Below are 22370 nucleotides of genomic sequence, written 5' to 3' on the forward strand. Positions count from 1 at the left end.
GCCCAGCCAACCGCACCCTATATAACGAGGGGTAAAGCTATCAATGGCAGATAGATGCGGGACAGTAAAACCAACCCCAGAAATGACAGCAAAAGCAATCCGAGAATAATCAATAGGATTTTCTTAAGATCATAGTCATCGACAAAATATCCAATCAGAATACTTCCACAAACGCCCCCTAAGCCCCAGTACCATAAATAAACCGTGACATAGGCCTCTTTATTTATGGCGCTCACAAATGGAGATAGGAAAGTATACATTCCCAAACTCGATATTGCTGCAAAAAGAGAGATCAATAGAACTCTCACAACGGGCCATTCGGATAAAAGAGAAAATCGGGATTTTTCAGATTTTATCATGGTTGATGGCAAGGCCGGTAAACATAGAGATAAACCGATGAGAGCCATACCACCAAGAATACTCACAATTATCATAGCGCTCCGCCAACCGAAATGATCGGCTATAACGAGCGAAGCGGGAACGCCGATGACAGTTCCAATTGCCATTCCCGCCATTATTGTTGAAATGGATTTGCCCTTGCTCTCGTTGCCGCTCAATCGGGTCGATGCAGTTATTCCACAAGCAAGAAACGCACCCGCGGAAACTCCCGCTATAGCACGAAGAATGATTAATGAATAAAACTCCGGAACGATCACGCATGCCGCATTGGCAATAACAAACACCCCAAGATAAATGCAAACATTGTTTTTAAGATCACGATGTCCTGTCATTCCCACCAGAACGGGAGACAAAGACCATAAGGTAGCGTAAAAGCGGTTACCAACTGCGCGGCCAAGCCGATTGAGACGCCAAAATCGTTACTAATCAGAGGGATTAAACCGGCTGTCATATATGATGAAAGCCCCAAGGCTAATGCCGATAAGGATAAACAGATGAGTGATATTCTTATAGATGACATGTTGCAACGCTCCTTCTCATTCCGGTATTTTTTAGCTTTTAGCGTTGGCCATTATAAAAATAATGAGAGCGGAACGTTTAACACTTGAAATAGCGAATGGTGATCTAATTTTTTCCGGAAAATACCGCGGTATCCGAGCTTCCTTGCATGAATGACTTCGCCCATATGTTCCGGAACTAAAATATGATGACCGGAATATCGATATGTAAAATCAATTAGTTTTTACCTAACTTTATTTATCAACTTTATAAGGGATTTTATAACAGATAAAATTACCTGCATTGCGAGATGAAACTCGTGAGATGAAATGCTTGTCGGATGGGCTGACAGGAAACTTAAACAACGGAATTTAACAAACTGGTTTAATGCGAAAAACGAATAAGTTTAAGAACGTGGTGACGTATTCAATATTCGATAAAGTCTCATTGAAGCGGTGATTTTTCGGCTGCAAGCCGATAGTTTATAGGGGCTGGAAGTTTCTCGGAAAATCGAGACGGAGGCCTATGCATATCGAAATCAAATAATCTGAAAGCTACGCAATGCGGATGTTACGTTCTATGAAAACGATTACGAAATCCGTTTTCAATATTAAAAATATTGGCTTAATTTTTTTGAATCCTGAATATTCAAAATTAAAAAATAACGTTTTTTAAAAGCGAAAAACTGTCCAAAATTTTAGCATTGGATCCGCACCGAAGCATGCAAAATAATATTGAGACAAATTTTCTAACAATCTTAACAATTATATCAATTAAATTTTTATCAAAGTCGAAAACGAGAAATCCATTCTTTGTCGGTTGTCTGCCAAGCGTTTAGGCTTTTTGCCGGAAAACATTTTATTTGATGTTTGTTGGAAATGGATTTTTATAATGGCAAATAACCAAAAAAAGCTTGGCTTTTTTTCACGCCTTCTTGATGATGTACCTGCTGGTGAACGTTACAAGTTGGCGGAGGAACAAATAATTTTTGCAGAAGAATTGGGCTTTGAAACCGCCTGGGTTGCCCAACACCATTTTCACCCTCAAGAAGGTGGCCTTCCATCGCCTTTTGCTTTTCTTTCAAATGTTGCTGCAAAAACCAAAAGGATAAAGTTGGGAACGGGAGTTATCACTTTACCGATGGAAAATCCCGTGCGCGTTGCAGAAGATGCAGCGGTTGTCGATCTTTTATCGAATGGCCGTCTGGAACTGGGGTTTGGCACCGGAGGAACACGCGAGTCATTTGAAGTGTTTGGTGTCAATCCGGATAAACGTGGCGAAGTTTATGCCCACCATCTTGAAGTGTTGCGTCATGCCTTTGCCGGAGAAGATCTGTTGGATGGTAACCGGCTTTATCCAGGTGCTCCGCATTTGTTGCGTCGTTTCTGGATGGCAACATTTTCTCCGTTCGGAGGTAAGCTTGCCGGCGAAAAAGGCGACGGGCTAATGTTGTCGCGCACACAACCGCGTCCTGCTGATAACCTTTATGCTTCGCTTGATGAAATACAAAACCCGATCATTGACGCTTACCTCGCGGCACTGCCTGCAAGTGTCAAACCCCGCATCATGGCATCCAGAAGTTTATTTGTATCTCGCGATCGTGCCCATGCTCTCGAGTTAGCTGAAAAAGGATTAAAAAAGGCTGCCAAACGGTTAGGTAAAGCCTTATCGAACAAGAAAAGCGACACCCTTGAAGATCTTATTGTTGCGTTTGACCAACATGTCGGAACGCCGGAAGATGTGATTGCATCGCTGAAGAAAGATACCTCGCTTAATCGTGCAACAGATGTCGTTTTTCAGGTGCACTCCGTTGATCCGCCGCACGAAGATATCATGAAATCGTTAGAACTCACGGCAAAAGAAATTGCGCCTGCATTAGGCTTGAAACTTGCCACACATTGAAACAGGATTTGCCAGGCGAATATTCGCTGTAAGGAACTAAAAATGTCCCAGCTTGATGTCATCAATAAGCTTGTTGGCTCGCCATTGGAGCTACGCAAACGTCGGCCAATTACGAAAGATCAGGCTCAAAAGAGTTATGAAGCGCTGTTTTTAAACGTCAAAGATGGCGACTTTTCTTTGCAAGGTCGCTTTGCAATTGCAACTTTTGTTTCCCGATTGCATGGCTTTGAAAAAGCTATCAAATTTTATGAAAATGAATTGAAAAAACTGCAACCGGATTGGGCGGACGTTATTCAGGAGGCAGCCGATTCTGCGAAAAGCACAGGGCCATTTGGCAGTTATCCTGATGGTCCGCTTACCAAAGAAAATACTTCCGGAAAAACGTGGAATGCTGACGCTAAAGTAAAGAATTTTTTGGGAGAAAAATTGGCAGCCGCATTGACGCATAGTCATCTTCTTGTTTTTCACCCGCGGGATTGTGAGGCACACCATCTCGAAGCATTGAAACAAGCCGGTTGGAGCAATGATGAAATCGTTACTCTTTCACAACTGGTTGCTTTTTTGAGCTTCCAGTTGAGACTTGCTCTGGGGCTAAAAGCACTGGCGGCGAATAAAAAAACAAATTAACGGCAACTTTTAAGCTTTGTTGAAAAGCTGCATAATAACCCACTTTTATAATCGGGAATTGAACGAGAATGAACACAAAATCCGTTAATTCGACCAAGAAAAGTAGAAGACCTAATGTCTTTACGCGCGAAAACCTCGATTGGATTGCTTGGATCGAACCGGTTGCGGAAGACAGTTTGAGCGAACGTCAACGCGGGGCTTTAGTCGAACCGGCTCGTGCAAAATCGGATTATTTCCGTTTGCTGGCGCGCGATCCCGATATATTGGAAGCGCGAACAAGGACAGATAAAGATATTTTTTATAATACTGTGGATGGCTTGCCCCGTGCCGAGCGGGAACTTGCGGCCGCTGCAACATCGCGCTTTAACGGCTGCATTTATTGTGCTTCTGTTCATGCCAGACATGCGGCTGTTTATTCAAAAAAACCGGCTGATGTTGACGAACTCCTCGATAAGGGGATCTCTGCCGATTTAGGAGAACGCTGGAACGCCATTGTTTCTGCTGCATCAACACTCAGTCAAACACCGCCAGTCTTCGGACAAACAGAAGTCGACGCGCTTCGTGCCGCCGGTCTTGATGATGATGAAATTTTCGATGTTATCCACGCTGTCAGTTTTTTTAATTGGGCCAACCGTTTGATGTTATCACTGGGCGAACCGGAACTTGAGCAAAAATAACATGTCTGAAGTTCATACTTCGATCATAAACAAGCCGATTGAGGGAGAACAAAAGGCACACCCTCGGCAGGTATTTTGCCAACGGTGAGCTTGCAATGATAGATTTCACGCAGCATGGGTGTGGTCAAGACTGCTGCTGGCGAACCTTCTTTGATAATATGTCCATGGTCCATGACAATAATTTTGTCACTATAATGGGCGGCCAAATTGAGATCATGCAAAATAGCAATAACGCCGCCACCCGCTTTTGAAAAATCGCGTGCAATATCCATAACAGCGAGTTGATGATAGATATCCAGACTTGCGACCGGTTCATCCAGAAATAACCAGCGTGGAATACCATTGAAAACCGGTTCCCAAATCTGGCACATTACGCGGGCAAGCTGCACACGAGCCTGTTCCCCACCAGATAATTCATGATAAAATCGTCCTTCATAGCCTGCCAAATCGACCTTCTCTAACGCCATTTCAGGCAGTCTCTTCTTAATAAAGTCGGGATCAAGACTGTTTGAAAGACCGAGCGCTACGACTTCTCTGACAAGGAAGGGAAAACTCACATCGGTTGATTGTTGAAGGACCGCTCTTACCAATGCCATTTCAGACGGTTTTTTTCGGGCTATGTCTTCGCCGTTAATTGTTATTTTTCCACTATAGGAAAGTTCGCCGCTTAAGGCTTTGATAAGTGTGGTTTTTCCCGAACCGTTGGTTCCGATAATCGTGGTTACATGTCCAGCTTGTGCCTTGAAGTTCAGGCTGTGCAATATAAGGCTTTTTCCGAGGGTGAGTTCGAGATTTTCGGTTTCGATCATGGGTTAAGTGTTCCACGTTGTTTAAGCAAAATCCACAGGAAGAAAGGACCTCCGATCAAAGCGGTGATGATGCCGATTGGAAGTTCGGCCGGTGCCACAATGATGCGCGAAACAGTATCGGTTATAATCAGCATGGAAGCACCGAGAAGTGCCGAACAAGGTATGAGAAAACGATGATCGGGGCCGATTGTGAGGCGCAAGATATGAGGCACGATAATTCCGATAAAACCAATGTTGCCACTTACAGATACAGCACCACCACACATGAAAGCGACAAGAAAAATTGTTAAATATTTCAAGCGTTGAACCTCGAACCCCAGATGTCCGGCAACAGCTTCATCAAGCGATAAGGCGTTCATTCCGCGTGAAAGAAATGGCGCAATAACAAGACCGGTTAGAATGAAGGGGCAGGCGATTGCAACACGTGACCATGTGGCACCGGCGAGTGAACCAAGGTTCCAGAAAGTTATATCTCGCAATTGGTTATCATTGGCAATGAAGATGAGGAATCCCAATATGGCCGCACATAAGGCGCTCAATGCAATTCCGGCAAGTAACATCGTGGCAACCGATGTCCGGTTATTTCTGGTTGCGATAAAATACAAAATAATGGTTGTTATCAAGCCGCTGGTAAAGGCGCCGGTGACAATCGTGAAACTTCCAAAGAAGCTTATAAAAAACGGCGGCAACAGGGATGAACCGACAATGATGATAACGGCTCCCAAAGCGGATCCGGATGATACGCCCATGATTCCCGGATCGGCGAGAGGGTTACGGAATAAACCTTGCATAAGCACGCCGGAGATAGCGAGTGCAGAACCAACCAATGCAGCAAGAATAACGCGTGGTGGCCGGATGTTGACGAGCACCAGATAATCACGTGATCTGGAACTCTCTAAAAAGCCATTTCGAATAACCGATTTTAAAAAATCGGAAATTGAAACGTCATAAGCTCCAAAAACCAGACCGCAATATACGGACGTGAAAAACAGTGCGAGGAGTAAAAATATGGCTATTTTTCCCCGAATGCTGCGATCACCTTCGACCGGATGATATGAAAACAATGTCGCTACCATGTTGTTTTGCTTATGCGTGCCTGTTCAGATAAAAAGAACGCGAAAAAGAATGAAACAGGTTTTAAGCCAATCAACCACACCGGTAAGGTTTACGTGGCGGAAGTACCTCTCCGCTTTACAATCCGGCATCATTTCGTCACTCGCTTGTATAGAGAGTTTGAATGACTTCACGTATGGCAATCGGCGTTCTTGGACCGAAGCCTAATAGATAAAGTCCGTCCATTTGTTTGATTGCCCTCTTTTTAAAAGCCGGTGTCGTCTCGATCGCAGGTATTTTATTTATATCGTCGACTGTTGTGTTCGTAGCGGAATGAGCCATCAATAAAATCAGATCCGGTCGGGCGCCGATGATGGCTTCATCGGTAAGAAGCTTATAGCCGTTAAAGCCGTCAATGGCATTTGTTGCGCCCGCCAGTTTGATGATACCATCAGCGGCTGTATTCTTTCCCGCTGCCATGAGACGCCCATTTTGTATTGTCAAAACAAAAAGGATGCGTTTCGTGTGGGGTAAATCTTTTAACAGCGCATCGTTTTTTGCAAACTCTTCATCAACAGTTGCTATCAACTGTTGCGCTTTTTCTTGTTTGTGCAACGCATGACCGATTTTTAAAATCTTTTCGTTAATTCCTTCCCTTGTAAAATGTTCAGCGACTTCAACCATCGGTACACCGGCATTTTCCAGAATTTCGATTGTCGAAGCGGGGCCACTCTGCTGATCGAGCAAAATGGCTTCGGGACGAAGAGACAAAATGCCTTCGGGCGATAAATTTCGCATGTAACCGACATCAGGCAGGTTTTGTGCCTCTGCCGGATAGGTGCTTGTCGTATCGCGGGCGATTAACCGGTCACCCGCGCCTAAAGCATAAACAATTTCTGTCAATGTTCCGCCGATTGATATGATCTTTGCGCCTTCGGGAAATTCATCGACCGGATTGGCTACCGCCTTCGCCGGAAAAAGCGCGATGAAAAGTGTTGTTAAAAACCACAGAACAATGTCTGGTCGATCAGGCCGAAAAATATCCGGCCAAACAGAACGCGCGTCATCGTTATCAACGAAAACATATTTCATCAGCATCAATTTCCATGATTGTTATGCGACTGCCATTTCCGGCGCAGGAGGAAGCTCGCTTAACAAACTGCGCCAATCCTCACGCTCCTGTTCGCCGGCACTCCGTTTTCCGAAAAATTGAATAATCATTTCGCCATTCTGGTCGAAAACTTCCAATGAACTGACATAACCGTCGCTGGTCGGTTTGCGTACATTCCAGATGCGTGAAATTCCCGATGTGAGCAGGTGCAGGTGAAATTTTTCGTCCAGAATATTGAACCAGCCGTCAATTTTTTTGAGTTTTTCAATTTTTCCGGTAAAAATCTGGATGCATCCCTTATTACCGACGAAACACATAATAGGAACTTCCCGTTCGGCAGCATTTTGCAGAAGAATTTCGACTGAATCGCCACGCACTTCATTGGCGAATTCGCTCCCAACAAGCTTCACTGCGTCGTGTCGGCCAATTTTAAGTTCTTTCAAAATGTCATGAAGCTGGTGAACGTCGGTCATTTGCCGCCAGCGATTGCGGAATTCTTCAATATCCGCATTGTGTATCGGCGAATTATTATAGGGTGTCGCTCGTAAAACCCGCAATTTTTCCTTCGTCGCATCAACCTTTAAAAAAGCGACAAGTTTATTCCATTCGTCAAGATCGGTTGTTGGTTCGGGATAGAGTTTGAAAACAGCCTCGCCATAAGCATCGAAAAACTGTAGGCTATCCACAATCCTGTCACGGACAGGCATGGTGCATACGAATGCAAATTTCCAATTGTTTTGGAAAATACGAAGATCAATTTGGCCAAGCGTCATAGAAACGTCGCTTCCGGGGAAAACATTCTGGAAATGGCCTTTCTTTTCACTCACCGCATATTCATTGCGGGTAAGAGCCATTACTTCGCCAAGCTTATGGGCGTTTTCTAGCAATAGTGGAACATCGATTTTGAGCCTTTGCGCTTTACCGGTCGGAATGAAAGCTTCAACCAGTTCGGCTTCCGAAATACCTATAGATTTTACAAATTCTCTATCCCGTAAATCCTTATCTTGCTCACGCAATGAAAGGATAGTTCCGCTCTCCAGTGTCATGGGTGTCCGCCTTTCTATTTATTCAGAATAAGTTTGCCAAAACGGGTGATTTTCAGCCGATAAACAGCCCCCTCATGATGGATCAATACTTCCTTTTTCGCGCCGAATAACGCTTTGCTTTCAATCATCATGAGAGATTGCCTCATCGGGTCTCTTAATTGCAATTCAAGGTTTCTCTGCATTCGTTTTTACCTGTCATCCATAAACATGATAATTTTTATCATGTTTTATAAAATGGCAATACACTTTTTCGTATAGTCAGAAAATGGAAGTTTCATTTTGTGTTCATGTCACAGCTCTTTCAGCTATTTTTAGAAGCCAAATTGTTAAAAGCGGTTACCTCGTAAGTCGGTCCGTTCAATCCAGCCCGCGCTCTATCGGGGATTGCGTTAGAATTTTTGTGTGAAGGAGATTTTGAATGTGCGTCCGGGCTGACTATAATAATCTTTCGGCGAAGCTGGCGCCGAAGGAAGATCGACTGCATTCCAATAACGCTTGTCAAAGAGATTATAGATACCGGCTTGTAATCTGGGGCCTTTTTTGCCAAGTGGTTGCCACCATCCGGTAAGGTCAACGAGTGTATAACCCGGAGTTTTGGCAAAATCGGAGTTTTCTTCAACTTTGTTGCGCTTTGCTGCTGCCGTCAAAGAAACATCCGATCCCCATTGTTCACGTGCATACCCCACACCGATGATCCCTTTCAGCGCTGGTATGGAATTGAGATGCTCATCATTGTCGGTGTCTTTTCCTTCAGCGTAGGCGAGAGCGGCATTGGTGTGCCAACCGTTTGAAAAAACAATATGTCCTTTTGCCTCGATACCGGAGATGCGAACGTGAGCGCGATTGATATAATTCAAGCGTTGAAGCATGAATTCACGGTTTGCACCCAAATCGATTTCATCAATAAAATTGCGGTAATAATTCGAGAAAAGGCTAATGGATCCTCCAAGATCATCATTGCCGAGCTTTGCCCCTATATCGTAACCGTTACTGGTTTCGGGTTTGAGATCGGGATTGCCGCGGGTATAATAAAAACCCGGATTGGTATAGTTCAGATAAAGCTCGGTAACGCTGGGAGCACGAAATGCCTGTGCCCATTGTGCGTAAAGCGTTACATCGTTTAATGCATCCCATTCGGCTCTAAGTTTTGGCGACAAGTGTGACCGGCTGTTATTTGGCGGATAGCCCTCGAAGCCTGCACTATGTTCATAAGCATAAGTGTCTTGCGGACGATGATCATACCAATCGTAACGTAATCCGGGTGTCAATCTCAAACGGTTAGCGAGAAAACCAATTTCATCTTCGGCAGTCAAACCGAAAATCGTGCTATTTGTATCCGGAGAATCCGATTGGTTGATGTGCATGAATTTGCACGCCATGAAAGGCCCTTTAAACGGCGGGGGAGGGCAGTTATCCTCGCCTTCAGCATATTGTTGGAATTTTGAAGATGACGCTTCGGTTGCTAAACGCAATGCATGTGTTGTCGACCCTGCTTCAAGTTTTTTCAGTCCGGCAATATTGACACCATAATCAGTGTCGCGAATTAGATTGTCCCGCATATAATAACCTTTTGGGATGGATATGCGGTCGGATTCCGATTTTTCATCGGTGCGTTGCCGTTGCCAGTAAACAATTCCATGTGCTTCATCAAGGAAGCCGCCTCCATTATAGTCGTAAGACAGAGAGAGACGCTCACGGCGTTTTTCATCGTCTTCTGTTCCCGAACCTGGGCGGTAGGTGGATGTTGACAAATTGTAGGTATCAATGTCTTTGGAAAGATTGAAACGCTCGGCAGTAAAACCAACCCGTTGGCTGCCGTCGATGTGTTGATATAGTTTGAAAAGCAAATTATCCTGATCGAATGTTGTCGGGTTCATATCGACACGGTTTGCACCATATCCTCCTCCAATGCCGTTGTTTTCACGCTGTTTCCCGCGCTTATAGCCACCCTGGAACAAGGCGTAAGTCTGTTGTGCACGCGTTGCGAATGCTTCGTTGATACGCCAACTGCGATCGGTTGAATCATAACTGCCTTTTGTCAGGCTTGCCCAATTCTTGTCAGTTGTCAAAAGGTCTTCAGGATCAAGTGTGCGTAGTGCAACGACACCGCCTAATGCTCCCGAACCGTAGAGGCTTGAATCGGCTCCATGAATAATATCCAAAGTTGAAAGCGATGAAAAATCGAATAGCGATATGCCATTTTTGACTTGTCGCGATCCGTCATAAAGCCACGGAAGACGAATACCGTCGATTGTTGTCAGTACGCGGTTCTGGTCGAGCCCCCTGATATTAAAACTGTCGCTTGAAGAATTATAGTTGATAGCAGGATCAAGCCGATCAATATCATGAACATCGTCAACCTGTTTGTCGGCTATGTCTTTGGCCGTTTTACGCTCGGTTAAAATAGTAGGACTATTGAGTTTCAATAATTCGGATTTCGATTTAACGATGACGGGATTAAGCTGCGTTTCACTATTTTCTGCCTCCTGCGCAAAAACCGACATAGGAATCACGATTGTCAGGGGAACCGCGATTGTCAGGGGAATTGCTATTGCCAGCCCTCCCGATGCAGCACATGTTTTCAGTCTCGTCCCGATCTTAAGCAGCATTACCTCGTCCCTCGCTTTTAAGAATAATATGCATATGGAAAAAGCGCCTGGCTTGCTGGATTTTTAACCGGCTGGCTGAGCAGAATTTTCAACGCCCCGAACGTTGATTGGCTGCTTATACAAAACATGATAAAAATAATCAAGAAAAACCTGTGCAGGACAGAAAACCTGAGCAAGACGGATTGGCGACGATTGGCTGCACTTATCTGCTATGCCGTAAAGATGTGGAATATGCGGGTCTCACCCAAAAAAGGCGGGAACTTGGCAAAAAGGTTTTATAAACGGGTTTGGTTTATCTTCAGGAGCGATTAACGCGGAAAGAGACGAAAAGTCATTGTATGCAAAAACCGGTTTGATTAAAACAAACGGTATCCCAATCATCATAGGAAATGTTGATGTTCATTCGTAAATTTTTCTGGCCATCACTTACAGTGATTGTTTTTATAGTCGTCATGGGGCTTTGGTTCGGAATAGGTGGGCAGGAAAGGCATCTTTCCATTGAGTTGAACGAACTTGGGGATGAAACAAATTGGCTTTCCTATGATGTGGACGGTTTTAATGTCACTTTGCACGGTTATGCCCCCGACAAAGCGGCACGTGACAATATAGTCGCAAAAGTAAAAGCACTTAAACATGTTCAAAATGTTGAATCCGATATTGTCATTCTTTCAGAGCAAAAAAACGATTATCTTATGTTCATCGTCGACGAAGACGGAATTACCGTACGGGGAACCATTCCGGTAGGTTTTGCACGGTTCAACTTGACCAATCTTATTTCGGCACAAAAGCCCGGAATGATGGTTTATGACGAAATGGATACCGGAGCCGTTATGCCGGAAAAATTCCAACGGGCCTTTACTTTCTTTTTGAAGGTTTTGCCGATGATGAACACCGGTGTCATAGCAGTGAAAGGTAATAAACTCACCCTTGATAGGGTTACTCTTTACAAGCTTAAAAATTCACCGGATGAAGATAAAAGCTTGAAATTGCCCGAAAACTATCAAATTGACGCAGCATGTATCTGGGACAAACCGAATGGAGGTTATTGGCAAAATTCCTGTGCCGAGGCGAATTGAATTTCGGTGGTTGCGTCAAAAGCCGACGCAAGGAGCGGACGCGGACGGGATTATTGCTGATGATAAATGATTGCTTTTGAAAAAACGAAAGTAAGTCAATGAGATTTAAAAAAGCCGATGAAGTATATCGGTTCTATTTTTAATAGTTAATATTTTGAAGACATGACGGCGGTAAACCGTTATCGAGTTGGCTACTCTTTCTACAGGATGAGCCGAATAATCGTTATAGCTTATGTATTTACGTTTCTTCATATTCCGTACTGTCCTATGTTGCCGGACTTTGGACAAACAACAACGATGGAACATATAGAACTAATTCTGAAGCTTATTCACCTTTTACAAAAGCATCGTTTACGCTGTCATACAGGGTAAATTGGAGAAATTATGGATATTATATATTGATTAGAGTAAAATCGTTAATATTATCCTTTTATAAAATAGTATTTAATAATATATATAATATATTAACATAGTTATATGTAATAAAATTATTTAAAGAAATTAACTCTTATAGAAATTTTACATTATAAAAACTAAAAATTGTAAAATATTTCACTTTTCAACCGTGACGGCCGGCGGTCAGGTCAACATTGATATCGGCAGTGCCGGTAAGGCGTGCTTTATAAACCTGATAGTTTTCCATGACACGCATGACATAGTCGCGCGTTTCCGAGTAAGGAATACGCTCAACCCAGTCGACAACCCAATCGACGGATTGCCCGCGCGGGTCGCCATAACGGCTGATCCATTCATTGGCGCGTCGCCCACCAGCATTATAACCGATAAATGTCAGGATATAGGAACCGTTGAAACGGTCAAGTTGCTCACCCAGAAAATGGGCGCCCAAAGTGGCATTATATCCGGCATCGGTTGCCAATTTTTCCGGCTGCCATTTGATCGAATTTTTGTTTGCAACGGCTTTTGCTGTTGTTGGCAGAAGTTGCAGCATACCCTTGGCACCCGCACCTGAAACCGCATCGGTTTTAAATTCGCTTTCTTGCCGTGCAATGGCATAGGCAAGTGCCTTGCCGGAAGCAGAAATATTGGCTGTTTCGGGAATTGCGCCGACAGGGTGGGAGAGGGAGCCTACATCCATACCCCTGATGACCGCGCTTTTGCCAATCTTCAGGCTCGTATAATGGTCACCTTTACGCTCTGCCATAACGGCGAGCATAGCAAGTTCACCGGGGCTATCAAGCTCTTCTCCGAGTTCACGATAAAGGACGCCTGCACGATCGGAATATCCTATCGCTTCAAGCCTCTTTATAGCCATGACCGGTTCGCGTGATTCAAAGCGCTGACGATCGCTTGCTGTCGGCTTCGGATAGGGAATTTCGAGCCTCTGTTCACCAAGCCGGGCTGCGGCAAGCTGCCCGTAAAAGGTAGTGCCATAATGGGCGGCACGGCGAAAATATTGAATAGCGTTGCTACGATTTCCCTGTGCTTCGGCCGTTCTACCCATCCAATAAAACCCGCGCGAAGCTGAAACCGGTCGTGACGAGATTTGCACAATGCGGGAAAAGTGTTGCATTGCCGTTTTATTATCACCCAGAAACCGGAGAGCATACCAGCCAGCATGAAATTCGGCGTCGGCCGCCAAGGTCGGACTTTCGGCCGAATGGGCTGCTACCAGTTGATAGGCGATTTTCGGCTTGTTTTCATCAAGCATTTCGCGTGATAAAACGCGCCGTTCAATCCACCAGGCATCCGGATCAACCAGCGTAAGAGCATCTTTTGGCGCCTTTAACATAAGTTTTGCCGCATCATCACATTGCCCCGAGCGGCGCAAATATTGAATTTGGGCAAAAAGATAAAGTGAATCTTTGCGGAAACTTTTATCAACCGCTGCAAGTTTTTGGCGGGCGTTAGAGTCATTATTGGCAACAGCCGCAAAACCTGCATAAAGAGATTGGGCATTCGCCAATTTTGCTACACGTTCGGCAGAAGAAATACGATTGGCATAAAGCATGGCGCGCATGCGTTGAAGATGATCTGCCGGAAGCAATGCCGACCCTGCTTTTTTCAATACCAGTTGTTCTTCCTGTGCATTGAGTTTCGCTTTATACCACCATGGTGCAAGAATTTGCCGTGCGCGTGCCGTTTGGCCCGTTTCCACCAATGCACCGCCAAGCGCTGCCATGCCTTGTGCTGTTACAGGAGTATAATTGCCAAAGCCGCTGATAATTGCTTGAGGGGAGTTCATTTCACTGGCAAGAGCACGTTCGGAATTGCGGCGCATTGCTGTCATGCCGGGCCAGTCGTGCAATTCTTGTGCTGCGTTGAATATTTCGGAACTGGGAATGCCGGGTACGCCCGACACGCCGATTGCCCAAGTCAGAATATGACGATCAAGGCTATTTCTCGGCATGTTATTGCGAATGGAAATGGCACTTGCTGCTTGTTTGCTATAAAGCGCATCAAGACCCGATTTAAGACTTCCATTAACAACGACACTGTTGGTGCGCGGGATTGCGTTCGTTACAATTGCGTCGGATTTGAGCGGTGCAACGGCTTTAGGCGTTGACGCAAAAGGACGGGCTAACGGTATAGGGGCATTGGTGTGAGAGGATGCTGCATGACTATCAGCAATCGACGTGAGCATACTCGTTGCCACGAAGAAAGAAACAGTCGTTTTTGCCAGAACACCTGACGAATATTTACGCATCATACTTTAAAAAGCCCATTTATGAATGTTTTTGTCTAAAATAACCTCTAACCGTGAAAGACGGGTTAACAAGTTATCGTTACCCAATTCCGACATGCTTGAACATTTTGTTCAATCCGATTCCTGGTTGAATACGTCATTCTTAAAAAGAAAGATTCACCTTTCATACTGAAGACGGGCGAGCAGTGTAAAATCGACTTGCGTCAATTGGATGGCGATACTATGGTCTTAAAGGCATATTGAAGGGGCGATTGCCTTAATACTGAATATATAATCAGGGAGTTTACCATGCTCAAGGGAGCACTGACCGCACTCATTACACCTTTCGACAAAAACGGCAATGTAGCCGAGAAAACATTATGTGATCTTGTCGAATGGCAGGTCAAACAGGGCATTAACGGTCTTGTCCCCGTTGGAACAACCGGTGAATCGCCGACGCTCAGCTATCAGGAACATAAACGTGTCATTGAACTTTGTGTTCGTCAGGTTGCCAAACGCGTTCCGGTTATTGCCGGTGCGGGTTCCAACAGCACTAAGGAAGCAGTCGAACTTGCCGAATTTGCAGAAAAAGCCGGTGCGGACGCTGTTCTTGTTGTCACTCCTTATTATAACAAGCCGAACCAGAGAGGGATGTATGAGCATTTTTCGACGGTTGCAAAAGCGATCTCGATTCCCTTGATCATATACAACATTCCTGGGCGTTCTGTTGTTGATATGACTGCCGATACAATGGCAAAGCTGCATCACGACTTCGAAAACATTATCGGCGTCAAAGACGCTACAGGCAAAATTGAACGTGCAAGTGAACAACGCAGAAAATGCGGCAAAGATTTTGTCCAGCTTTCAGGCGATGATAGCACAGCTTTGGGCTTCAACGCGCAAGGTGGCGTAGGGTGCATTTCTGTCACTTCCAATATTGCCCCGAAACAATGTGCAGAACTTTTTCAGGCTTGCCGTGAAAACAATTTTGCCAAAGCACTGGAATTGAATGACCGGTTGATGCCGCTTAACCGCGCGTTGTTTCTTGAACCAAGCCCTGCCGGTGTAAAGTATGCAGCCGAAAAACTCGGTATTTGCACCAGCGTTGTGCGCTCGCCGATTGTTCCTATTGAAGATGAAACAAAACACATTATTGACGCTGCATTGAAACATGCAGGCCTTGTCAACGATTAATAGCCGTCTATCTGGTACTTTATGAATAAAAAGAACAATTCTTCGGCCTACAAGGTTGTCGCAGATAACCGCAAAGCGCGTTTCAATTACGAAATTCTTGATACATTGGAGGCCGGAGTGGTTTTGCAGGGCACCGAGGTTAAATCGCTGCGTGCCCATCACGGAAATATCGCTGAAAGCTATGCGAGTTTTGAAAACGGCGAGTTCTGGCTGATCAATTCCTATATACCGGAATACAAACAGGGAAATAGATTTAATCATGACCCGCGTCGCTTGCGCAAGCTTCTGGTGTCCAAGCATGAAATGTCACGTTGGGCAAATGCTGTCGCGCGTGAAGGCATGACCATTGTTCCGTTAAAGCTTTATTTTAATGAACGGGGAAGGGTGAAGCTTGAAATAGCGCTTGCTCGGGGGAAAAAGATTCACGACAAACGCGAAACGGAAAAGAAACGTGACTGGAATCGTGAAAAAGCACGCCTCATGCGTGAACGCGGTTAACGTTCTCTATAACTCGAAAATTTATCTGATGCGCTTATTTGTTGTTTGATGCGCTTCTGTAAAAAGTTTTCATTCATAGCTTTTCGTTTTTTAGACAGAAATCAATCCGCCCTTGAAAAAAAGATTAACTAACAAGAAACGGATGCCGGAAGAAAAAATGCCGGAAGAAAACGGCCATTGGACAAGCAAAAAACTTTTATGAGCGGACGCAATCGGCAGCAGGCAAGATGACACTTTAGCCTGAAACAGCCAAAGGATGTGCTCATATTTAAAAAGCGATTTCGTCTTATCTAAAGATCAGGCTTGTCCTCAAAAAATTGCCTCTCCGACGTTCCAGAGTAGGAAGATCGGTAGCGGACAAACAGCGTTTACGTTAACACAAAGCAGATCAATTATATTCGATCATTAAATCAGACTAGTTTTGATCAAGATAATCGCGTACTGCCGAAAAAATTTCATGAAACATCATCTCGGTCAGTCGGCCGGTATTGGTGTTATATCTTGAACAATGATAACTTGGAAAAATGCGCAAATGTCCGATATCTGTGACCTTGCCATGTCCAAAGGGGTGCTGCGCAATTTTCGCACCAAGTGCGCGGACGGTTGATTGATGGGCAATTGATCCCAACGTGACAACCGCTTGCAGTTTTGGCAAATTTTCAAGAAGCGGGGCAAAAAATTGACGGCATTGGTTGATTTCCGCACCAATCGGCTTGTTTTCAGGCGGAACACAGCGCACAGCATTAACGATTGTCGCGTCAATGAGTTCAAGGCTATCGTCCGGCCTAGCCTCGAACACACCGCGGGCGAATCCATATTTCTTCAAGGTCGAATATAAAAGATCGCCGGCATAGTCGCCGGTAAAGGGACGACCTGTGCGGTTTGCCCCCCTTAAACCGGGTGCCAAACCGACAACGAGAAGGCGCGTTGCATTGGCACCGCCGATCGGAAAAAACGGTTTGACTGGTCCGTTATGCCAAAGCGGCTCTTTATTGCGCCATTCTTCGCGAAAATCATGAAGTCTTGGGCATAAGCTACAATTTTGCGGCGGCTCGGGGCATGGTTCAAGAAACGCTTTATTGGAATGCTGGAGCATCAGTAAAATTCGTCGTCACCATTGTCATCGTCACTACCGAAAGGGTATTCTTTTTGCGGTTTATCCGACGGTGCGCGTCCAATTTCCGGTTTCAAGGTTGTAAGGTCAATGAAATGATCGGCCTGTCGTCTCAATTCGTCAGATATCATAGCCGGCTGGGTTGTCAGCGTCGAGACAACACTTACCTTGCGACCTCGTCTTTGGAGCGCTTCAACAAGTGACCGAAAATCGCCATCGCCGGAAAATATCACAAAATGGTCGACTGTGTCTGATAACTCCATCGCATCGACGGCAAGTTCGATATCCATATTCCCCTTGACCTTGCGTCGCCCGGCAGGATCGGTAAATTCCCGCGCATTCTTGGTGATAACACGGTAGCCGTTATAATCCAGCCAGTCGATCAAGGGGCGGATTGACGAATATTCCTGATCCTCGATCAGAGCTGTATAGTAATAAGCTCTAAGTAGATATCCGCGCTTCTGGAATGCCTTTAAAAGTTTCCGGTAATCAATATCAAAACCCAGTGTTTTGGACGTTGCGTAAAGGTTTGCGCCGTCTATAAAAAGGGCTATTTTTTCTCTCGGGTCAAACATCGTCTTATATCCATTTTACCATAAAGGCTTAATTTACAAATTATTACCGTTAGATATGTCAGCTCTTACGGCTCTTGCCAAGATAGGAATATGGAAAAATTATCAATCACATGCGGTTTTTCTTGTTTTTTCATTTCAAATTGTATATGCCAAATGCAAATCCATCAATTTACGAACTCTGAGGAAAGGGGCATCTATGGCCCGCGTTACGGTTGAAGATTGTATTGATAAGGTTGATAACCGCTTTGAACTGGTGCTTCTGGCAGCTCATCGGGCGCGCCAGATATCGCAAGGCGCTGAAATCACAATTGATCGAGACAATGACAAGAATCCGGTTGTGGCTCTGCGCGAAATTGCTGACGAGACATTGTCACCGGCAGATCTCAAGGAAGATCTGATCCATTCATTGCAAAAGCATGTTGAAGTTGACGAACCCGAGCCGGAGCCTGCTCTCATCGGTCACAGTGATGAAACCGACGACGTATTCGGTTCCGAGACCAAGAAACCGGATGAAAAAGTTTCATTCGACCATATGTCGGAAGATGAACTTCTTGCCGGTATTGAAGGCTTGGTAGCGCCGGAAAAAAATGACGATTATTGATTGAATAATCAGCTTTCTGATTCTTTTTATGCGCTGCTGATGAGGTAGCGCATATTTTTTGTGATTTTGCTTGTTGTATCGTTTTTTCGGTTACATGATAAGCATACTGTTTGATTAAAAGGGAGTATGCCTAAATGATGCGTCAGTACGAGCTTGTCGAGCGTGTCCAACGTTACAAGCCTGACTGCAATGAGGCATTGCTCAACAAAGCTTATGTTTACGCCATGCAGAAGCATGGTTCGCAAAAGCGTGCTACCGGCGATCCGTATTTTTCCCACCCTTTGGAAGTGGCTGCAATCCTCACAGATATGCACCTTGATGAAGCAACCATTGCTGTTGCTCTCCTTCATGATACGATTGAAGATACCACAGCAACGCGCGCAGAAATCGACCAGCTTTTTGGCCCTGAAATAGGTAAGCTGGTCGAAGGGCTGACGAAACTAAAGAAGCTTGATCTAGTTTCCAAAAAGGCTATACAAGCGGAAAACTTGAGGAAGCTCCTCATCGCTATATCGGAAGATGTCCGCGTTCTTTTGGTCAAGCTTGCCGACCGGCTGCACAATATGCGCACGCTTGGTGTTATGCGCGAGGAAAAGCGCCGTCGTATTGCCGAAGAAACAATGGATATTTATGCTCCGCTTGCCGGCCGCATGGGTATGCAGGATATGCGCGAAGAGCTTGAGGATCGCGCCTTTTTTTATCTTAACCCCGAAGCTTATCGTGCAGTTACCGATCGACTGGCCGATCTTTCCGAACGCAATCGCGACCTGTTGTCGACGATTGAGAAAGATTTGACCAAGCTTTTTGCCGAACACGGAATAAAAGCCTATGTCAAAAGCAGGCAGAAAAAACCCTATTCGGTTTTTCGAAAGATGGAAACCAAAGCGCTGTCGTTCGAGCAACTATCGGATATTTATGGTTTCCGCGTCATAGTTGACAGCGTTGCAGATTGTTACCGTGCTTTGGGCATTATCCATACAACCTGGCCGATGGTTCCCGGAAGGTTTAAAGACTATATCTCAATTCCCAAACAGAACGATTATCGTTCGATCCATACCACCATTGTCGGGCCATCAAGACAGCGTGTCGAATTACAAATCAGAACACGGGAAATGGACGAAGTAGCCGAATATGGTGTGGCAGCTCATTCGATTTACAAAGATCGCGGTTCCAATAATTCTCCAAGCAAACTCGAAAACGAAACCAATGCCTATGCATGGTTGCGCCAAACGATACAGTCATTATCCGAAGGCGATAATCCGGAAGAGTTTCTGGAACATACGAAACTCGAATTGTTTCAGGATCAGGTTTTCTGCTTTACCCCAAAGGGGCGCCTCATTGCTTTGCCTAAAGGCGCAACGCCGATTGATTTTGCTTATGCTGTCCATACAGATGTTGGCGATTCCTGCGTCGGCGTAAAAATCAATGGACGCATCATGCCGCTTATGACAACGCTCACAAATGGTGATGAAGTCGAAATAATCCGTTCTAAAGCCCAAGTACCACCGGCTGCTTGGGAATCGCTTGTTGTCACAGGTAAGGCACGCGCTGCAATCAGAAGGGCAACGCGGGTAGCCGTGCGAAAACAATATTCGGGATTGGGAACACGTATATTGGAACGCACCTTCGAGAGGGCAGGAAAACAATTTTCCAAAGACGAACTTAAAAAAGTACTTCCCCGTTTGGCTCGTCTTGATGTGGACGATGTTCTAGCTGCCGTCGGGCGTGGTGAACTGCCTTCTTCGGATGTTGTTAAAGCAGTCTACCCCGATTATCAGGATAATCGCGCGCAACAAAAATCCTCAATCGGCCCGCATGAAGAAGGGTGGTTCAATATACAGAACGCTCAAGGTATGCTGTTTAAAGTGCCGGAAGGTGATAAATCCAAGCCCGTTGGTCCTTATCAGGAAGACCATGCTTTGCCAATTCGTGGTACACATGGCGATGTTCCGGTGCGTTTTGCGCCGGAAGGGGCAGTCCCTGGTGACAGAATTGTCGGTATTATGCAACCAGGAGCCGGTATCGTCATTTATCCTATACAATCACCGGCTTTGAAAGCTTTTGATGACCAACCTGAGCGCTGGATTGATGTGCGCTGGGATATTGATGCGGCAATGACAGAACGTTTTCCTGCCCGCATTACTGTTCTTGCCATCAATTCACCCGGGTCATTGGCAGAGGTTTCGCAGGCCATCGCAAGCAATGATGCCAATATTCAAAATCTGTCGATGGTCAGGACCGCTCCGGATTTTACAGAAATGATTATCGATCTTGAAGTTTGGGATTTAAAACACTTGAACAGAATTCTCACTCAACTAAAAGAAACAGCATCGGTAAGTACAGCTGAACGTGTGAATGGTTGAGTGATCCGCTTTCGGGCGGATGGTTCGGGTGAATGGAAATTGTCGGAATTTAACCGACTTGATTATGTATGGCGGGCTCTCCCGCTTGAATGACTGAGGTTTATTTATGAATACACAAGATGTGCTGGATATCTTTAAAAAAGCGGGTGCAATACTGGAAGGCCATTTTATTCTGACTTCCGGTCGCCATAGCGGAATCTATATGCAGAAGGCAAAGGTCTTTATGCATGCCGATATGACCGAAAAATTGTGTCGCGCTCTTGCCGACAAAATACGCGAAAATGTTAAAGGTAAAATAGATTATGTTGTAGGGCCGGCGATTGGTGGGCTTATCCCTTCATATGAAACATCCCGTCATCTTGGCGTGCCATCTATCTGGGTCGAGCGTGAAAATGGAAAATTCAGGCTGCGCCGGTTCGATATTCCTAAGGGCTCGCGGGTCGTGATTGTTGAGGATATTGTGACAACAGGCCTTTCCATACGGGAAACCATCGAGGCAATGAAAGAAGCAGGTGCCAATATAGTGGCCGCCGCCTGTATCGTTGATCGTTCAGCGGGAAAAGTTGATGTTGGTGTGCCTCTCATTCCACTTGCCGAATATGCTGTTCCCTCTTACCCGGCCGATCAGATTCCGCCGGAATTGGCAAAGATTCCTGCGGTCAAGCCGGGCAGCAGAAATATATAGTTGCCTTCTTAAACTTGCGCCTTATTTCAAATATTGCAGTTGAACAAAGCGGGAAAATTCAACACTATCATTCATGGAAGAAGATTTGACCTTAAAGACTGACAAATTTTGTCCTGATTGCTCTGCTAATATAAAGGATACCGAACGGTGCCAAATGTGTATGGTGCACGATTTGGCCATGTGTGCTCCGCTGCACGATGAAGATCTGGCCGAATTAGACCATCTTAAAACTCGGGAAATTTTTTCGTCTGGTGCAACACTTTTTCATGAGGGGAGAAAGCGCGAAAAAATTTATACGATTGTATCCGGCGCTGTGAGACTTGTGAAAACTCTCAATGATGGTCGCCGGTGTATTACCGGATTTGCGTTTGCCGGTGATTTTTTGGGATTTGTGGAAGCCGGTACGCATATTCTAACGGCTGAAGCGATTACGCCGGTTGTTGCCTGTGCTTTTGATCGAGATATGATTGAAGACTATTTTTTTGAGCATTCCGAAGTTCGTGATCGTGTTCTTGATATGGCAAAAAATGCGCTGCAACGCTCCTATGAAAACCAGCTTATTTTGAGCAGGTTATCACCGGTCGAAAAATTGGCACGTTTCCTCTATGATTTGATCGAGCGCATGGAGAATAACCGGTTACGGGCATCACCTCTTGCGTTACCGATGAATAGAACCGACATTGCCGATCATCTCGGTTTGACAATAGAAACGGTAAGTCGTTGTTTTTCCAAACTTAGAGTGCAAGGTGTCATCAAGCTTGTTTCGGTCAATCAAGTTGAAGTTGTCGATAAATCACAGTTGAAGCAGGTGGCCGCGATTACCTGCGAGGTTGCATAATGGCCCACCGGTGACTATGTGTTTAAAAATGTAGAATTTTAAATTCCGCTC

At 45.2% G+C, this 22370-nt stretch carries 22 protein-coding genes; 11 read left to right on the top strand and 11 right to left on the bottom strand.

Annotation, left to right across the window (positions count from 1 at the left end):
- Positions 1-17: 17 nt before the first annotated feature.
- Complete coding sequence (locus H3V14_RS07175; protein WP_198227625.1) at positions 18-731, bottom strand: MFS transporter; 714 nt, start codon at positions 729-731, stop codon at positions 18-20.
- Complete coding sequence (locus H3V14_RS07180) at positions 728-919, bottom strand: hypothetical protein (protein ID WP_198215812.1); 192 nt, start codon at positions 917-919, stop codon at positions 728-730. Before H3V14_RS07180 ends, H3V14_RS07175 begins: the two co-directional genes overlap by 4 nt.
- Before the next feature lie 869 nt (positions 920-1788).
- On the opposite strand from H3V14_RS07180, the gene H3V14_RS07185 reads away from it, so the two are divergent.
- From H3V14_RS07185 to H3V14_RS07195, 3 genes are all read left to right on the top strand, one after another.
- Positions 1789-2799, top strand: a complete 1011-nt coding sequence (locus H3V14_RS07185) for a putative FMN-dependent luciferase-like monooxygenase (RefSeq protein ID WP_198227627.1) — start codon at positions 1789-1791, stop codon at positions 2797-2799.
- Between the two features lie 42 nt (positions 2800-2841).
- Entirely contained in the window at positions 2842-3426 is a 585-nt protein-coding gene (locus H3V14_RS07190) for a CMD domain protein (RefSeq protein WP_198227629.1), read from the top strand.
- A gap of 68 nt (positions 3427-3494) precedes the next feature.
- Positions 3495-4103: an alkylhydroperoxidase domain protein gene (locus tag H3V14_RS07195; protein ID WP_198227631.1), complete on the top strand. Its 609-nt coding sequence runs from the start codon at positions 3495-3497 to the stop codon at positions 4101-4103.
- A gap of 23 nt (positions 4104-4126) precedes the next feature.
- Here H3V14_RS07195 and H3V14_RS07200 read toward each other — a convergent pair whose 3' ends face one another.
- The 6 genes from H3V14_RS07200 to H3V14_RS07225 all read right to left on the bottom strand — a co-directional run bounded on the left by H3V14_RS07200 (position 4127) and on the right by H3V14_RS07225 (position 10731).
- Positions 4127-4912 carry a heme ABC transporter ATP-binding protein gene (locus tag H3V14_RS07200; protein WP_198227633.1) on the bottom strand — a complete coding sequence of 262 codons (786 nt, stop codon included), beginning with the start codon at positions 4910-4912 and terminating at the stop codon, positions 4127-4129.
- Positions 4909-5988, bottom strand: coding sequence for an iron ABC transporter permease (locus tag H3V14_RS07205; protein ID WP_198227635.1), 1080 nt, complete (start codon positions 5986-5988; stop codon positions 4909-4911). The genes H3V14_RS07200 and H3V14_RS07205 overlap by 4 nt, the downstream gene beginning before the upstream one ends.
- A 136-nt stretch (positions 5989-6124) precedes the next feature.
- Positions 6125-7057, bottom strand: coding sequence for a hemin ABC transporter substrate-binding protein (locus H3V14_RS07210; RefSeq protein WP_198227637.1), 933 nt, complete (start codon positions 7055-7057; stop codon positions 6125-6127).
- A 21-nt stretch (positions 7058-7078) separates the two neighbouring features.
- On the bottom strand, positions 7079-8122 hold the full coding sequence (locus H3V14_RS07215; RefSeq protein ID WP_198227639.1) for a hemin-degrading factor: 1044 nt from the start codon (positions 8120-8122) through the stop codon (positions 7079-7081).
- A 14-nt stretch (positions 8123-8136) separates the two neighbouring features.
- The gene (gene hemP / locus H3V14_RS07220; RefSeq protein ID WP_246785104.1) at positions 8137-8268 is read right to left on the bottom strand and encodes a hemin uptake protein HemP; all 132 of its coding nucleotides are present in this window, start codon (positions 8266-8268) and stop codon (positions 8137-8139) included.
- A 243-nt stretch (positions 8269-8511) separates the two neighbouring features.
- Positions 8512-10731 carry a TonB-dependent hemoglobin/transferrin/lactoferrin family receptor gene (locus tag H3V14_RS07225; protein ID WP_198227643.1) on the bottom strand — a complete coding sequence of 740 codons (2220 nt, stop codon included), beginning with the start codon at positions 10729-10731 and terminating at the stop codon, positions 8512-8514.
- A gap of 107 nt (positions 10732-10838) precedes the next feature.
- Here H3V14_RS07225 and H3V14_RS07230 point away from each other — a divergent pair, with 107 nt between their 5' ends.
- On the top strand, positions 10839-11012 hold the full coding sequence (locus tag H3V14_RS07230; protein WP_178391789.1) for a hypothetical protein: 174 nt from the start codon (positions 10839-10841) through the stop codon (positions 11010-11012).
- 114 nt (positions 11013-11126) lie between these two features.
- Positions 11127-11807, top strand: coding sequence for a BON domain-containing protein (locus H3V14_RS07235; RefSeq protein WP_198227645.1), 681 nt, complete (start codon positions 11127-11129; stop codon positions 11805-11807).
- 559 nt (positions 11808-12366) lie between these two features.
- Here H3V14_RS07235 and H3V14_RS07240 read toward each other — a convergent pair.
- Entirely contained in the window at positions 12367-14472 is a 2106-nt protein-coding gene (locus H3V14_RS07240; RefSeq protein WP_198227862.1) for a lytic transglycosylase domain-containing protein, read from the bottom strand.
- Between the two features lie 288 nt (positions 14473-14760).
- On the opposite strand from H3V14_RS07240, the gene dapA reads away from it, so the two are divergent.
- Positions 14761-15645 carry a 4-hydroxy-tetrahydrodipicolinate synthase gene (gene dapA / locus H3V14_RS07245; RefSeq protein ID WP_075914710.1) on the top strand — a complete coding sequence of 295 codons (885 nt, stop codon included), beginning with the start codon at positions 14761-14763 and terminating at the stop codon, positions 15643-15645.
- A gap of 21 nt (positions 15646-15666) precedes the next feature.
- Entirely contained in the window at positions 15667-16143 is a 477-nt protein-coding gene (gene smpB / locus H3V14_RS07250; RefSeq protein ID WP_198213167.1) for an SsrA-binding protein SmpB, read from the top strand.
- Between the two features lie 415 nt (positions 16144-16558).
- On the opposite strand, the gene H3V14_RS07255 is transcribed toward smpB, so the two are convergent.
- Positions 16559-17239, bottom strand: coding sequence for a uracil-DNA glycosylase (locus H3V14_RS07255; protein ID WP_198213159.1), 681 nt, complete (start codon positions 17237-17239; stop codon positions 16559-16561).
- A complete protein-coding gene (locus H3V14_RS07260; RefSeq protein WP_198213157.1) occupies positions 17239-17832 on the bottom strand; it encodes an NYN domain-containing protein in 594 nt (197 codons plus the stop codon). Before H3V14_RS07260 ends, H3V14_RS07255 begins: the two co-directional genes overlap by 1 nt.
- 196 nt (positions 17833-18028) lie before the next feature.
- On the opposite strand from H3V14_RS07260, the gene rpoZ reads away from it, so the two are divergent.
- The 4 genes from rpoZ to H3V14_RS07280 all read left to right on the top strand — a co-directional run bounded on the left by rpoZ (position 18029) and on the right by H3V14_RS07280 (position 22319).
- A complete protein-coding gene (gene rpoZ, locus H3V14_RS07265) occupies positions 18029-18433 on the top strand; it encodes a DNA-directed RNA polymerase subunit omega (protein ID WP_075914951.1) in 405 nt (134 codons plus the stop codon).
- Positions 18434-18567: 134 nt separating this feature from the next.
- The gene (locus tag H3V14_RS07270; protein WP_075870081.1) at positions 18568-20796 is read left to right on the top strand and encodes a bifunctional (p)ppGpp synthetase/guanosine-3',5'-bis(diphosphate) 3'-pyrophosphohydrolase; all 2229 of its coding nucleotides are present in this window, start codon (positions 18568-18570) and stop codon (positions 20794-20796) included.
- Positions 20797-20902: 106 nt separating this feature from the next.
- Positions 20903-21481 carry an orotate phosphoribosyltransferase gene (gene pyrE / locus H3V14_RS07275; protein WP_198213155.1) on the top strand — a complete coding sequence of 193 codons (579 nt, stop codon included), beginning with the start codon at positions 20903-20905 and terminating at the stop codon, positions 21479-21481.
- A 160-nt stretch (positions 21482-21641) separates the two neighbouring features.
- Positions 21642-22319 (top strand): helix-turn-helix domain-containing protein, encoded by a 678-nt coding sequence (locus tag H3V14_RS07280; RefSeq protein ID WP_198227647.1) that lies wholly within the window; start codon positions 21642-21644, stop codon positions 22317-22319.
- The last annotated feature ends 51 nt before the right edge of the window (positions 22320-22370 follow it).

Origin of the sequence: Bartonella sp. W8151, assembly GCF_016100385.1 — a bacterium.
Lineage (GTDB): Bacteria > Pseudomonadota > Alphaproteobacteria > Rhizobiales > Rhizobiaceae > Bartonella > Bartonella apis.

Excerpts from the sequence above, each read along its gene's own strand:
- H3V14_RS07175 (WP_198227625.1), bottom strand. The coding sequence starts at position 731 with ATGACAGGACATCGTGATCTTAAAAACAATGTTTGCATTTATCTTGGG.
- H3V14_RS07180 (WP_198215812.1), bottom strand. The coding sequence starts at position 919 with ATGTCATCTATAAGAATATCACTCATCTGTTTATCCTTATCGGCATTA.
- H3V14_RS07185 (WP_198227627.1), top strand. The coding sequence starts at position 1,789 with ATGGCAAATAACCAAAAAAAGCTTGGCTTTTTTTCACGCCTTCTTGAT.
- H3V14_RS07190 (WP_198227629.1), top strand. The coding sequence starts at position 2,842 with ATGTCCCAGCTTGATGTCATCAATAAGCTTGTTGGCTCGCCATTGGAG.
- H3V14_RS07195 (WP_198227631.1), top strand. The coding sequence starts at position 3,495 with ATGAACACAAAATCCGTTAATTCGACCAAGAAAAGTAGAAGACCTAAT.
- H3V14_RS07200 (WP_198227633.1), bottom strand. The coding sequence starts at position 4,912 with ATGATCGAAACCGAAAATCTCGAACTCACCCTCGGAAAAAGCCTTATA.
- H3V14_RS07205 (WP_198227635.1), bottom strand. The coding sequence starts at position 5,988 with ATGGTAGCGACATTGTTTTCATATCATCCGGTCGAAGGTGATCGCAGC.
- H3V14_RS07210 (WP_198227637.1), bottom strand. The coding sequence starts at position 7,057 with ATGAAATATGTTTTCGTTGATAACGATGACGCGCGTTCTGTTTGGCCG.
- H3V14_RS07215 (WP_198227639.1), bottom strand. The coding sequence starts at position 8,122 with ATGACACTGGAGAGCGGAACTATCCTTTCATTGCGTGAGCAAGATAAG.
- hemP (WP_246785104.1), bottom strand. The coding sequence starts at position 8,268 with ATGAGGCAATCTCTCATGATGATTGAAAGCAAAGCGTTATTCGGCGCG.
- H3V14_RS07225 (WP_198227643.1), bottom strand. The coding sequence starts at position 10,731 with ATGCTGCTTAAGATCGGGACGAGACTGAAAACATGTGCTGCATCGGGA.
- H3V14_RS07235 (WP_198227645.1), top strand. The coding sequence starts at position 11,127 with ATGTTCATTCGTAAATTTTTCTGGCCATCACTTACAGTGATTGTTTTT.
- H3V14_RS07240 (WP_198227862.1), bottom strand. The coding sequence starts at position 14,472 with ATGCGTAAATATTCGTCAGGTGTTCTGGCAAAAACGACTGTTTCTTTC.
- dapA (WP_075914710.1), top strand. The coding sequence starts at position 14,761 with ATGCTCAAGGGAGCACTGACCGCACTCATTACACCTTTCGACAAAAAC.
- smpB (WP_198213167.1), top strand. The coding sequence starts at position 15,667 with ATGAATAAAAAGAACAATTCTTCGGCCTACAAGGTTGTCGCAGATAAC.
- H3V14_RS07255 (WP_198213159.1), bottom strand. The coding sequence starts at position 17,239 with ATGCTCCAGCATTCCAATAAAGCGTTTCTTGAACCATGCCCCGAGCCG.
- H3V14_RS07260 (WP_198213157.1), bottom strand. The coding sequence starts at position 17,832 with ATGTTTGACCCGAGAGAAAAAATAGCCCTTTTTATAGACGGCGCAAAC.
- rpoZ (WP_075914951.1), top strand. The coding sequence starts at position 18,029 with ATGGCCCGCGTTACGGTTGAAGATTGTATTGATAAGGTTGATAACCGC.
- H3V14_RS07270 (WP_075870081.1), top strand. The coding sequence starts at position 18,568 with ATGATGCGTCAGTACGAGCTTGTCGAGCGTGTCCAACGTTACAAGCCT.
- pyrE (WP_198213155.1), top strand. The coding sequence starts at position 20,903 with ATGAATACACAAGATGTGCTGGATATCTTTAAAAAAGCGGGTGCAATA.
- H3V14_RS07280 (WP_198227647.1), top strand. The coding sequence starts at position 21,642 with ATGGTGCACGATTTGGCCATGTGTGCTCCGCTGCACGATGAAGATCTG.